Annotated in this window: 14 protein-coding genes and 1 other annotated feature (1 of these 15 running past the window's edge); all 14 genes read left to right on the plus strand. The window is 46.2% G+C overall.

The window, feature by feature from the left end; translation table 11 throughout:
• Nucleotides 1-115 (plus strand) — a binding site (T-box leader); it begins 118 nt to the left of the window's first position.
• A 61-nt stretch (nt 116-176) separates the two neighbouring features.
• The 14 genes from epsC to GKG41_RS16905 all read left to right on the plus strand — a co-directional run bounded on the left by epsC (nt 177) and on the right by GKG41_RS16905 (nt 13223).
• Nucleotides 177-896, plus strand: a complete 720-nt coding sequence (gene epsC, locus GKG41_RS16840; RefSeq protein WP_154260882.1) for a serine O-acetyltransferase EpsC — start codon at nt 177-179, stop codon at nt 894-896.
• Entirely contained in the window at nt 883-2289 is a 1407-nt protein-coding gene (gene cysS, locus GKG41_RS16845) for a cysteine--tRNA ligase (RefSeq protein ID WP_154260781.1), read from the plus strand. The genes epsC and cysS overlap by 14 nt, the downstream gene beginning before the upstream one ends.
• Nucleotides 2274-2726, plus strand: coding sequence for a ribonuclease III domain-containing protein (locus GKG41_RS16850; RefSeq protein ID WP_154260783.1), 453 nt, complete (start codon nt 2274-2276; stop codon nt 2724-2726). The genes cysS and GKG41_RS16850 overlap by 16 nt, the downstream gene beginning before the upstream one ends.
• The gene (gene rlmB / locus GKG41_RS16855) at nt 2698-3450 is read left to right on the plus strand and encodes a 23S rRNA (guanosine(2251)-2'-O)-methyltransferase RlmB (protein WP_154260785.1); all 753 of its coding nucleotides are present in this window, start codon (nt 2698-2700) and stop codon (nt 3448-3450) included. Before GKG41_RS16850 ends, rlmB begins: the two co-directional genes overlap by 29 nt.
• 38 nt (nt 3451-3488) lie before the next feature.
• Nucleotides 3489-4082: a sigma-70 family RNA polymerase sigma factor gene (locus GKG41_RS16860; protein ID WP_154260787.1), complete on the plus strand. Its 594-nt coding sequence runs from the start codon at nt 3489-3491 to the stop codon at nt 4080-4082.
• A gap of 144 nt (nt 4083-4226) precedes the next feature.
• Entirely contained in the window at nt 4227-4862 is a 636-nt protein-coding gene (locus GKG41_RS16865; protein ID WP_154260789.1) for a TetR/AcrR family transcriptional regulator, read from the plus strand.
• 99 nt (nt 4863-4961) lie between these two features.
• Nucleotides 4962-6383: an MFS transporter gene (locus GKG41_RS16870; protein ID WP_154260791.1), complete on the plus strand. Its 1422-nt coding sequence runs from the start codon at nt 4962-4964 to the stop codon at nt 6381-6383.
• Between the two features lie 18 nt (nt 6384-6401).
• Nucleotides 6402-7346 (plus strand): 2-dehydropantoate 2-reductase, encoded by a 945-nt coding sequence (locus GKG41_RS16875; RefSeq protein WP_154260793.1) that lies wholly within the window; start codon nt 6402-6404, stop codon nt 7344-7346.
• Nucleotides 7347-7364: 18 nt separating this feature from the next.
• Nucleotides 7365-7571: a 4Fe-4S dicluster domain-containing protein gene (locus GKG41_RS16880; protein ID WP_226904146.1), complete on the plus strand. Its 207-nt coding sequence runs from the start codon at nt 7365-7367 to the stop codon at nt 7569-7571.
• 15 nt (nt 7572-7586) lie between these two features.
• A complete protein-coding gene (locus GKG41_RS16885) occupies nt 7587-8645 on the plus strand; it encodes a 3-methyl-2-oxobutanoate dehydrogenase subunit beta (RefSeq protein ID WP_154260795.1) in 1059 nt (352 codons plus the stop codon).
• Nucleotides 8646-9386 (plus strand): thiamine pyrophosphate-dependent enzyme, encoded by a 741-nt coding sequence (locus GKG41_RS16890; RefSeq protein WP_154260797.1) that lies wholly within the window; start codon nt 8646-8648, stop codon nt 9384-9386.
• A 4-nt stretch (nt 9387-9390) separates the two neighbouring features.
• Nucleotides 9391-9936 (plus strand): 2-oxoacid:acceptor oxidoreductase family protein, encoded by a 546-nt coding sequence (locus GKG41_RS16895; RefSeq protein ID WP_154260799.1) that lies wholly within the window; start codon nt 9391-9393, stop codon nt 9934-9936.
• A 13-nt stretch (nt 9937-9949) separates the two neighbouring features.
• Entirely contained in the window at nt 9950-12067 is a 2118-nt protein-coding gene (locus GKG41_RS16900) for an acetate--CoA ligase family protein (RefSeq protein WP_154260801.1), read from the plus strand.
• On the plus strand, nt 12054-13223 hold the full coding sequence (locus GKG41_RS16905; RefSeq protein WP_154260803.1) for a hypothetical protein: 1170 nt from the start codon (nt 12054-12056) through the stop codon (nt 13221-13223). Before GKG41_RS16900 ends, GKG41_RS16905 begins: the two co-directional genes overlap by 14 nt.
• The last annotated feature ends 76 nt before the right edge of the window (nt 13224-13299 follow it).

Consider the following 13299-nt stretch of genomic DNA (forward strand, 5'->3'; position numbering starts at 1 on the left):
AAGCAGGCGTCTGCCGCCAGTAGTCCGGTACGTTACTCATGCGTTAAATGAAAGAAGGGGAGGATACGGTGTATCCTCTAGTAGAGTGGAACCGCGGACCAGCTTCGTCTCTTGTGTAAGAGACGGGGCTTTTTCTTTTTGCAGAAATATTGATTTTAGAAAGAAAGGGTGATACCATGGGGTTTATCCAGCATTTTAGAGAAGAGTTTAAAGTAATCACAGAACGGGACCCGGCGATAAAGACACCCTGGGAGGTGCTGCTGTACCCAAGCTTTAAAGTTATGTTAAAATACAGAAGAGCACATAAATTGTATCAGAAAGGCCATTATTTTCTGGCCAGATGGATTTCCCAGAGAGCTGCCCATAAAACAGGGATAGAAATCCACCCCGGGGCAACCATAGGAAAAGGTCTTTTTATAGACCATGGAAGCGGGGTTATCATTGGTGAGACCTCAATTATCGGAGATAATGTTACGCTCTACCAGGGGGTTACTCTGGGTGGAACCGGAAAAGAGACCGGCAAGCGCCATCCCACGCTGGAGGACAATGTAATGGTCAGCGCAGGGGCAAAGCTTATAGGATCCTTTACCGTAGGGGAAAACTCTAAGATCGGGGCGGGTTCTGTGGTACTCAGCGAGGTGCCGCCAAACTGCACCGTGGTTGGTGTGCCGGGGCACATTGTAAAAAGGGATAATGTCAGAATTCCCAGGAACGATATGGATCATGTTCATCTTCCGGATCCTGTCTGGGAGGATATCAAGATTCTGCAGGATGAGAATAACCGGCTGAGAAGCCGGATCCTGGAAATGGAGAGAGAGCTGCGGCACTGTGAGAAAAACTGCAGGCAGACGGAAAAAGAAGTAGAAGATAAAGGAGAAGCTTATGAAAGTCTATAATACGTTAACAAAAAGAAAAGAAGAATTTATTCCTCTTGAGGATGGGAAGGTAAAGATGTATGTGTGCGGACCAACCGTATATAATTTTATCCATATAGGCAATGCCAGACCCATGATTGTCTTCGATACTGCCAGACGGTATATGGAGTATAAAGGGTATGAGGTAAATTATGTCTCTAACTTCACGGATGTGGATGACAAGATTATCGCAAAGGCCCGGGAAGAAGGGGTAAGCCCGGAGGAGATCTCCACACGCTATATTAAGGAATGTAAAAAGGATATGGCAGACATGAATGTAAAACCTGCCACTACTCACCCGCTGGCTACCCAGGAAATCGGTGGTATGATTGCCATGATCTCCTCATTGATAGAAAAAGGCTTTGCCTATGAAGTAAAGGGAACGGTATATTTCCGGGTAAAACAATTTAAGGAGTACGGCAAGCTCTCCCATAAAAACATAGAAGATCTTCAGTCCGGATTCCGGGCCATCCAGGTGTCCGGGGAGGATCAAAAGGAAGATCCCCTGGACTTTGTCCTCTGGAAGCCGAAAAAGGAAGGAGAGCCTGCATGGCAGTCTCCCTGGGGAGAAGGACGGCCAGGCTGGCACATTGAGTGTTCTGAGATGTCTAAAAAATATCTGGGAGAAGAGATCGACATTCACGCCGGAGGAGAGGATTTGATTTTCCCGCACCATGAAAATGAGATCGCCCAGAGCGAGTGCTGCAACGGCAAACCATTCGCAAAATACTGGCTGCACAATGCCTTTCTCAATATTGACAACAGGAAAATGTCAAAATCTCTGGGAAATTTCTTTACCGTCAGAGAGATCGGGGAAAAATATGATCTCCAGGTGCTTCGTTTCTTTATGCTCAGCGCCCATTACAGAAGTCCGCTGAATTTCAGCCAGGAATTGATGGAGGCTTCCAAAAACGGTCTGGACAGAATCATCACAGCTGTGGACAGCCTGAATTATCTTATGAAGTCTGCCCAGGGGGATGTGATGTCTCAGGCTGAGCAGGAGAAAGTAAATGAGCTTACTTCCTACACGGCAAAGTTTGAAGAGGCCATGGACGACGATTTTAACACAGCAGATGCTGTCTCCGCAGTTTTTGAACTTGTAAAATTTGCAAATACCTGCTGCGGGGGGGAAAGCACACTGGCATTTCTGGGAAAAGTGAAAGAAACCATTCTGAAGCTTTGCGACGTGCTGGGACTCATTGTAGAGAAAGAAGAAGAGATGCTGGATTCAGATATTGAAGCTTTAATAGAAGAACGCCAGGCGGCAAGAAAGGCAAAGAATTTTGCCCGTGCCGATGAAATCAGAGATCAGCTTCTGGGCATGGGAATTGTTTTGGAGGATACCAGAGAAGGGGTAAAATGGAAGAGAGCTTAAAGTATTTAAAGGAGCAGTTTCACCTGGGGAATACGGATATCCGCACCTATTCCCCGCTGACACTGGCATACATCGGGGATGCTATCTATGATCTGATTATCCGAACCATTCTGGTAGAACAGGGGAATTCCCAGGTGAATAAGCTGCATAAAAGAGCCAGCACGATGGTGAAGGCTTCTGCCCAGTCTTCTATGATGGAACATCTTATGGAACTGCTCACGGAAGAAGAAGCGGCTGTATACAAAAGAGGCAGAAATGCCAAGTCTGTAACCATGGCTAAGAACGCAACCATGTCAGACTACCGCAGAGCCACTGGATTTGAGGCGTTAATGGGTTACCTGTACCTCACCGAACAGTGGAAGCGTATGCTGGATTTGATAAAAATAGGATTAGAAAAGGGAGAGTATTATGGAGGAAAGCAGATTCCAGGAAAATAAAGTAGAAGGGCGCAACGCCGTGCTGGAGGCTTTCCGTTCCGGCCGTGCGGTGGACAAGCTTTTTGTCCTGGACGGCTGCCAGGACGGTCCGGTGCGCTCAATTTTGAGAGAAGCTAAAAAAAAGGACACCATTATCAGCTTTGTTAAAAAAGAACGGCTGGATCAGATGTCGGAGACAGGGAAGCACCAGGGTGTGATTGCGGTGACGGCTGCCTATCAGTATGCAGAAATAGAGGATATCCTGGCACTTGCACAGAAAAAGGAGGAGCCTCCGTTTATCTTTTTCCTGGATAACATCGAGGATCCCCATAATCTGGGAGCCATTATCCGTACCGCCAATCTCGTGGGGGCCCACGGGGTTGTGATACCAAAGCGGCGGGCGGTGGGCCTGACTGCGACCGTTGCCAGAACATCAGCCGGTGCTCTGAACTATACGCCGGTGGCAAAGGTTACCAATATGGTGCATACCATAGAAGACCTAAAAAAGGAAGGGCTGTGGTTTGTGTGTGCAGACATGGGAGGGAGCACCATGTATGAGGTGAATCTGAAAGGTCCCTTGGGACTTGTCATCGGGAATGAGGGAGAGGGGGTAAGCCGTCTGGTAAGGGAGACCTGCGATTTTACAGCCTCCATCCCTATGAGAGGAGATATTGACTCTCTGAACGCTTCCGTGGCCGCCGGTGTGCTGGCCTATGAGATTCTACGGCAGAGGCTCCAGGGATAAAGCAGCATACTAGGGATCGAGAATACGGGGAGGATAGAATGAAGGGTTATGAGGAATGTACAGATGAAGAGCTGATTACCCTGCTCCGGGAGGGTAATCAGGAGATAGAGGATTATCTGATAGATAAATATAAGAGCCTGGTGCGGAAAAAAGCCCATGCTATGTTTCTCATGGGCGGTGAGACGGATGACCTGATACAGGAAGGGATGATCGGCCTTTTCAAAGCCGTCAGGGATTATCTTCCGGACAAAAATGCGTCGTTTGCCACATTTGCCAGTCTGTGCATAGACCGGCAGATTTATAATGCCATACAACTGTCCAATCGGCAGAAGCACAGGCCCTTGAATACCTATATTTCCCTGAGCAACGAGGAGGGGGAGCCTGCGCTGGAATCAGAAAATCTGTGGCAGCAGGATCCGGAGTCGATTGTAATTGCTAAGGAAAGCGCGGTAGGCATGCAGGAAAGAATCCGGAAAAGATTGAGTCCCTTTGAAAATAAAGTGCTTGACCTTTACCTGGAAGGGTATGGCTATCTGAAGATTGGGGAGATTTTAGGAAAACCCGGAAAATCCATTGATAATGCCATTCAGAGGATACGCGGGAAAGTGAAAGAGGTTATGGAATTATTGTAAGAGAGACATCAAATTTCGGTGCTGTTTTCTGGGTAAAATAGTACTGAAATTTGATGCGGAATATTGTTTGAAATGTCAATTGTATTTTAGAATAACATTGGTATAATGTAAGTATATTGAACGTGTTCAAGAAAGGAGAAGGTAGTGTCAAACCTGGAGAAAGAGACCTGCGATAAGATAGAAGCAGTAGCCCGTAATCTCTTTTATGAATTCGGCTACAAAAACACTACAATCCGTAAAATTGCCAAAGAAGCTGAGATAAGTGTAGGACTTGCCAACTATTATTTTGGATCCAAAGACGGGCTGTGTGCTAAGATTTATTCCAGTTTCAGAAAAGAGCTTTTAGAAATCATAAAAAGACGTTTTCCGGCCGGAGAGGATTATGATTTAGAGGCTTCCCACGTAATTATATTTGATGCTATGCTGCTGATGGAAAGTCAGCCCCTGCTAGACTTATACAATGGGATTTGTTATACCGAGGAGATGGCACAGTATATGTATGAAATGTCAGCTCACATCCTGAGAAATGTAAATATTGATGCGGGGTACCGATATCTGTTCAGTATAACAATACCAGCCCAGAAACCAAAACTGGTCAATGTGGACAGAGAAAAGCATAATGTTACGAAGAGAGATATTGTAAGATTTTTTCTCAACAGTTACAGCCTTCAGTTTTTTGAGGATAAAGGCAGGCTGGATGAGCTGGTGGACATTACTCTGCAGCATTATAAAGAATGCGGCATACACCTGGAACCGGGATATAAAATTGTATATCGATAAATGTTCTGTGCTGATACAGGACATTTTTGAGACGCGTGATTGAACGCGTTTAATAATACTGAAAATTGAACGCGTTCAAGAAAGAAGGAGGTATATGGGATGAATCAGGAAAAAAGAAGAAAGCGGGCGCTGATTACGTTCGGAATTGGGGAAGGCGCCTATCAGTTTATGTATGATTTCTTTAAAGATTTCCAGAACTTTTTTTTGACGAACATAGCTAATATGAATCCTGTAATGACAGGGACTATTATCTCGGCTATGAATATTTTTAAAGTCTTTTTCTCACCGGTTACGGGAATAATTATCGACAGTAATCCTTTCAAAAGCAAAGATAAATTTCTGCCCTGGATACGTTACATGCCCTTTGCTCTTACCGCTTTTTTTATGGCAATGGCAGGCTCAGCATGGGCAAAGCTGCCTACGCCTGTCACGGTACTCTTTTTTGTATCGGCGTATATCTTTAACACACTGCTGTTCAACGGTTATAAAGGCGCAATACCCACTCTGGCAAAAAATGAAAATGAAGTATCCGTAGTCTCAACCTCCAGTAATCTGTTCAAAGAAGTCTGCCGGTTCTTGGTAGGGGTAGCCGGTCCTCTCCTGATTGTAAAGCTTTCTGCAACGGGAAAAGCAGAAGATGCACAGGGGTTTTTCTTTACATTGTTGATTTTCTGCAGTATTACTATAATTTTGTACCTTACCGTAGCTTTTGAGTATAAAAATGCAACGGCAGGGGAACTAAAAGAAACGGTAAAAGCGATAAAGCGTCAGGGAAAAAAGGGAGGCGCTAATGTATCAGCCATGTTCCGGCAGATTGTTTCCAATAAACCTCTGCTGATTGTATTTCTAACCTGCTCTTTTGCTATTGTAAGATATTTTGTTGCAGCTCCCATGGCACCTTATTTTTTCAAGTATGTAATAGGAGATGTGACTTTGATGGCATGGTATAAAGCGGCAACCCAGATAGTGGCAATTGTGGCAACCTTTCTGGCACCGTTCATACTAAAATATGTGATTAAGGATATTAAGAAACTTTATATTATTATTCTCATTGCAATTACAGGTGCGCACCTGGGATTGGCAGTCACAGGCAGCAGTCTTTGGGGATTTAACATTCTTATGACTATTGCCCAGTTTTTCTACTCACTGAAAGGGGTATACGATATCGTGCTGTTTGCGGCTGCGATTGACTATGCAGTGTGGAAAAACATTAAAAAGGGAGGAACAGAGACCGTTGCCCAAGGCACTGCAATGTCATTTTATTTCATGGCAATCACCATTTCTCAGGTAATCGGTGTAAGCATATTGAACTGGGGACTGGTGCAGGCCGGATATCAGGGAGCAGAGACCGTGGCGAATCCTGCCTTAGCTTCCAACCTGATGTATGTAGTTACATATTTGCCGGCTGCAGCCTGTGTGATAGCTTTGATTATTTTCCTGTTTTTTAAACTGGACCAGAATAAACTGAGCGAGATGCGAAAAGAGATTGCTGAGTACAATGAGCTTCAAAAAAAATTATAAGATAAAGGAGGTTGTTTCATGAAGATTGCAATTATCGGAGCGGGTGCCATGGGGAGCACCGTGGGAGGACACCTGTCCAGGACGGGTGCGGAGATTTACTTTGTAGACCCATTTCAGGAGCATGTGGATGCCATCAATGAAAAAGGGCTGATTTATGAAGTGAACGGAACAGAGTATACGGCCAAAATCAAGGCATATACATCTGCCGATCAGCTGGGGGAAAAAATGGATGCCATGATTTTCCTGGTAAAAGGCCTGTACACCAAAGGGGCTGCTCTGGGAGCAAAATGTCTGGCGTATGAGCGTACCGTAATCCTTACAGTGCAGAACGGGATGGGGAACGTAGAGATTTTGTCAGAAGTGTTTGGGGGAGACAAAATCATGAGTGGTCTGATTGAATTCGGTGGGAAGATGGTGGAGCCCGGGCATGTGAGTGCTCTTATCAGCCCTACCTCCCGGGTGATGATCGGTGCGGCCAATCGGAAGATTACTCCGGAGATGAAAGAATTCGCTGAATATTTTGTGAAAGCCGGTTTCCAATTTTCTCTGGAAGCGGATATTGCCCCTTTATTGTGGTATAAAATGACAAAGAATTGTTCCGGTAATCCGGTCTGCGGAATCGTGAGACTTCCTCTCGGCCCTTATCATGCAGCCGAAGAAGGAAGCGATATTGCAGACAAGGTGGCAGATGAAGTGCGCAGCGTTGCTGCGGCTATGGGGATTCAAGTACCACCCGAGCCGGTGAAAAAAGGAGGACAGAAAGGAATCTCTCCGGAAAGTCCCATGTATAACCACCTTCCCTCAACAGCACAGGATATGTACCGTAAGAAAAAAACAGAGATAGACTTTCTCAATGGTGCCGTAGTCCGGTACGGTGAGAAGTATCAGGTGCCTACACCATATAACAGGTTAATAACGGATTTGGTAAAAATTATAGAGAATAACTATGATAACCAGTTTTAAATGAGAGGAGGGATATCATTGAGTAAAAAAGCAATCATGAATGGGGAATGGTGTAAATCCTGTCAGTATTGTGTAAAGGCATGCCCACAGAATGCAATTTCCAGGGGAAACGTGCTGAACAAGGCAGGGTATGAGGTTGTTGTGCTGGATTCAGAGGCGTGCGTGGGCTGCGGAATATGCTATACGGTCTGTCCGGATTATGTATACACCATTGCAGAGGAATAGGAGGGAGAATCAATTATGGCAAAAGAATTAATGAAGGGAAATGTTGCTGCCGCAGAGGCAGCCATACGGGCAGGAATGGATTTCTTTGCGGGATATCCCATTACCCCCTCTACGGAGGTTCTGGAACATCTTGCGCTGCGCATGCCCCAGGAAAACCGGGAGATGATTCAGGGAGAAAATGAGATTGCTTCTATGAACATGGTTATAGGGGCTGCCGCCTGCGGTGCCAGAGCTATGACTGCATCCTCAGGACCGGGGATCAGCCTGAAGGCAGAAGCGTTCTCCTATGCGGCGAGAAGTGAACTTCCCTATGTCTGCCTGAATGTGCAGAGATGGGGCGTGGGACTTGGAAGGCTGGACAGCGGCCAGTCAGATTATATGCGTGAGACGAAAGGGGGAGGACATGGGGACTATCACCATATTGTTTATTCTCCCAGTACGATTCAGGAGCTGGTAGACGATATCTACGAGGCCTGGGATGTGTCAGAAAAATACAGGTGCGGAGTTGTAGTTCTCTCAGAGGGCTTTCTGGGTCAGATGATGGAGTCAGTTGAAATACCTCCCTATAAAAAAAGAGAGAAACCTTTGGGTTGGGGGATTGACGGCAGCGGAAAAGTAGGTACGAGGCAGTCCCCGGATACGAATACCCTGGTCGCCAGACTGAGGGAGCGAACTGCTTTGATTCAGAGTGAGATGCAGAGATATGAAAATTACCAGGTAGAGGATGCAGAGTATGTATTGGTTGCTTTCGGACTGCCTGCCAGGGTCTGCAGAGATGCTGTAGATGTACTGAGAGCCAGAGGAGAGAAAGCCGGCTTGATCCGTCCCCGGCTGGTATGGCCTTATCCGGTACAGGCATTTAAAGAAGTAAACCCTCAGGTTAAAGGGTTTATCAGCATTGAATCCAACGATCTGGGACAGATGGTGGAGGATGTGGCACTTGCCTCCAGGGTAACCTCCGATAAGAGAGTGCCCGTTTACTGTTATGCCCACAGTATGGGAACCCCTGGAGTAAAGATGGTAATGGAAAAATATATGGAAGTTAAAAATGGTTCCATAAAGGAGGTGTTCTAGATGAATGTAATAAAGCAGGCGCCTGAGATAATATATAAAAGTAATCAGTTTTGTGCGGGGTGTGGTCATGGCATTGCATACAGGCTCATTCAGGAAGCGGTAGAGGAGCTGGGGTATAAAGACAACCATATTACGGTTCTGGGAGTGGGATGCTCCTGCAATCTGAACACTCTTACCGCCGGTGATAAGTTCCAGTGTGCTCACGGCAGAGCGGCGGCTGTGGCTACCGGTATGAAGCATACGAAAAAGGATACCTTGATTTTTACATATCAAGGTGACGGAGATGCCGGAGTTATCGGAATCGCCGAGACGCTGAACGCAGCATACAGAAATGAGAAAATCACAGTATTTACGGTAAATAATTCTAATTTTGGTATGACGGGAGGACAGATGAGCTGGACGACTCTGTCGGATCAGATAACCACCACGACGCCTCTGGGGCGTGACTGTGAGCTGAAGGGATACCCCTTCCATCTGCCGGAAATGATAGCCAGTCAGTTTACTCATGTGGCTTATGTTGCGAGAGGTGCGGTAAATGATGCAAAAAATATCAGGCAGCTGAAAAAGATGATAAAGAATGGTCTAGAGGCCCAGGTAAAAGGAGAAGGCTATTCCCTGATAGAGGTTCTGGCACCTTGTCCTACAAACTGGAATATGACTCCGCTGAAATCACTGGAATGGCTGGAAGAGAATATGCTGAAAGAATATCCCATTGGTGAATTTAAGAAGAGAGGGGTGTAATGGAATGAAAGAAATTATTTTTGCCGGATTTGGAGGCCAGGGTGTACTTACCGGCGGTCTGATCATTGCTTATATGGCTGCCCAGAAGGAACTGAATGCTGTATGGATGCCTGCTTACGGACCGACCATGAGAGGCGGAAAGGCAAACTGCGTGGTAAAATTTGGAGAAACAGAACAGGAAAAGGTTGGGAGCCCCATCATGGAGGACGCGGACATTCTAATTGCCATGAATGAACCTTCTCTGGATTACCTGCAATTCTGCAAACCGGATGCCACTGTATTTGTCAACTCCAATGCCGTGCGTCAGGATTACAGCTATCCTGAAGGGATAACAGTCATTCCTGTTGACTGTGTCCATCTGGCCCAAGAGGCAGAAAACATGAAGGGGCAGAATCTTGTCATGGCGGGAGCAGTGATTAAAAAATGCGGTCTGTTTGATTTGGATTATGCCACAGCTGCCATGTGCAGGTTTTTTGAAAACAAAGGTAAAGGTAAATATAACGACAAAAATGTGAAAGCAATAGAATACGGGTACCAGGCAGTTTCATAAGAAGGAGGGCGCAATGACAGATATTGAACGCTTAATGAATCCCCGGTCCATGGCAGTGATCGGCGTAACGGACAAGGAAGGCTCCTTTGGTCAGAGGAGCGGCGCCAATGCCTTAAAAAGCCATATTCGGGACAGAGTATATTTTGTTCATCCCAGGCGGGAGAGCTGTATGGGAAAGAAATGTTATAAAGACTTGAAAGAACTGCCTGAGGTTGTTGACTGCATACTGATCTGTACCCCGGCATCCACAGTCAATTCCATTCTCAGAGAGGCAGGGGAGCTTGGAGTAAAAGGGGCAGTGGTATACGCCAGCGGATTCTCCGAGGATCATACCCCGGAAGGGATTGCCATGGAGAAGGAAATGGAAGACATTGCCCGGACCTATGATATGAAAGTGGTAGGCCCTAACTGTCTGGGAATTATAAACAATGTAAATAAAATAATGATGTGGGGACTGGGAGCTTTGATTGATCTGGATACCAGGCCGACCGGGATTGGGATCATCGCCCAGAGCGGATTCATTGCCGCTAATATTGTACAGCTGGAACAGTTTAATATTTCATATGCGGTGTCAACAGGCAACGGCAACTGCTTTACCCTGGATGAGTGTCTGGAATATCTGGTAGACAACGACAATGTTAAAGTATGTGCTCTTTATCTGGAAGGAATTAAGGATGCGTCTACGTTTTGCAGGGCCCTTGAAAAGGCAGCGAAAAAAAGAAAACCGGTGATTGTATTGAAGTCAGGTGTATCTGAGAAAGGGGCAAAAAGCGCTGCATCCCACACCGGCAATCTGGCAGGAAGTGCGGGGACTTACCGGGCAGTTTTCAAAAAGTACGGGGTTGTAACGGTAGACAGTCTGGAGGAACTTTTGTGTACAGCCCAGATGTACAGTGTGCTGAATGGGCGGCTGCCCAAGGTGAATGGATTTGCCGGTATTAATTTCTCTGGGGGAGAGAATACCATATGTGCAGATCTGTGTGAAAAATACCATGTAAAACTTCCAGACTTGGAAGAGAGTACACTAAAAGAGATAAGAAACTATATCCCTCCCTTCGCGGCAGCCAAAAATCCTTTGGATGGGACCACATCCCTTTTCACGGATCGGGAAAAAGTTTATAATGTGATAAAGGCTATGGGAGAAGATCCGGAAGTTGGAGGCGTACTGGTAGGAATGAATGTAGCAGGGCCCGGGGGGGTGCCTCAAAAAGAGATAACCAGTATGGAAGCTATGATTCAGATCTCAGAGATGGAGAACGCACCGGCCTTGTTTGCAGTACCTTCCTATGAGGGTGACAGAGATAAGGCATGGAGGCAAAAATTAGAGTCCCATGGGATCCCGGTGATGAGCAGTGCGGAGACGGCCTACAAGGCTCTGGGCAAACTGGGAGAGTTTGTAGAATTTCAATGGGAGAAATCCACCCTGGCAATATCGGCGCCGGACAAAGCGCCGTCCGGAGAAAAAAGTGCCATGACAGAATGGGACAGCAAACTGGAGATCCAAAGACTGGGGATCCCCATTCCAGCGCAGGGCATAGCCGCCGTTCGGGAAGACGTACCCAAGGTGGTCGGGAGAATGAAGTTCCCGGTGGCAATGAAGGTGAATTCTCCGGATATTCTGCATAAAACAGACGCAGGAGGCGTAAGGCTGAATGTCAAAAGCAGTGAGGAGGCAATGGAGGCCTTTGATTCTATTTTGGCAAACTGCCGCAGGTATATGCCGGATGCAAGACTGGACGGGATTATCATCCAGGAAATGGCATCTCCTGGTCTTGAGATGATTATTGGAGTAACAAATGATCCGCAGTTCGGACCTGTATTACTGGCAGGACTTGGTGGGATCTTTGTGGAGATATTTAAAGATGTGGCACTTTGTCCCTGTCCGGTAAATACTTATGAAGCCCTGGAGATGCTCAGGCAGCTTAAGGCATACAAAATGCTGGAAGGATACAGGGGAAGCCGTCCCTGTGACTTGAAAGCTTTGACAGACATTATGGTAAAGGTTTCACAGTACGCGCTGGAGCATAAAAATACCATTGCAGAGATGGATCTGAATCCTGTATTTGTATACGAGGAAGGTATGGGGGCTATAGCTATAGATGCGTTGATCGTTGCCTATGGTGATAGGTAACGGATTCAGAATAGGGGGCCATATAGCCAATGAGCGAAAAAAAAGTTTACCTATATGGATTGGCTGTGTTACCGGTTGGTTTGCAACCCACTGCGGGTCGGGATTTGCCACCGGGGTACAGGCAGCAGAGTATTTTACAAAGTTTGGGGCAATTGGCTTGGTTACACCATTCCTTTCCATGGGGATATTGGGAGTTATGGCGTATATTGCAGTGGAATTCTGCAGACGCAGCAATACACATAATTACAAAGAATTTGCATATAAATTTTATGCACCTTTTGGCAGTATATTCGGAATCATCTGGGATCTAATCTCAGTAATCGGAACAGCCTTAATTACGGGGGCGGTTCTTGCAGGAGGAGGAGAACTTCTGTCAGAGGTGTTTGGAGTGCCTTATCTGATTGCATTGGCTATTATTGCAGGCATTATCCTAATCTGTACTTCCCTGGGCGTAGAGTTTTTCAGAAATATCTCTACCTTGCTTACCATACCTATCGTAATATGCCTTACGTGCATCTCGGTATATGGAATTGCAAAGGGCTGGGGAAATCTCTCTAAGGTTGTGGGGAACTGGGAGATCCAGGGAAGTATCGGCGGAGCAATACTGGATTCACTAAAATATGCTGGTGTCCAGTGCACCTTTATCGGGGTACTGGCAGCCTCCAGTCTGGGCATTGCATCAAAGAGAGACTCTATTAAGATTTCTGTGGGAGGGGCGCTGATGAATGCCCTGATGCTGGGACTGGTAAGCATCTTGCTGTTGGCATATTTTCCGGGAAGCAGTCACGAGAACCTTCCCATCCTGTCTATACTGAAAAACGCTGAAGTTCCGTTTTTGTCCATAATGTATCAGATTACACTTTTCTGTGCAATGATTAGTACAGGAGTAGGATTGATTTTTAGTATAGTAACCAGACTGGAAGGAGTCAGAATGGGAAAAAGCATGAAGAGATTCAGCCATCGCCGAAGGCGTATCCTTTGGGCTTTTATGTTCCTTCTGATTGCGTACGGAATTTCTGTTCTGGGTCTGAGAAATATCGTAGGAGGAGGGTACCGGTTTCTTGCAGCACTGAAAATACCTGTTGTTATGATACCGGTATTGCTTCTGGGCCCCTGGAGGCTGAGACAGACCAGGACAGGAACAGAGAAAAACTAATATATAGATAAGAGAGCCTCTTACAACCGCAGTTTTTGCAGCTGCCGTTGTAAGAGGCTGTTTTTGTTGACATTTT

This window comes from Lactonifactor sp. BIOML-A5 (assembly GCF_009677585.1).
GTDB lineage: Bacteria > Bacillota > Clostridia > Lachnospirales > Lachnospiraceae > Lactonifactor.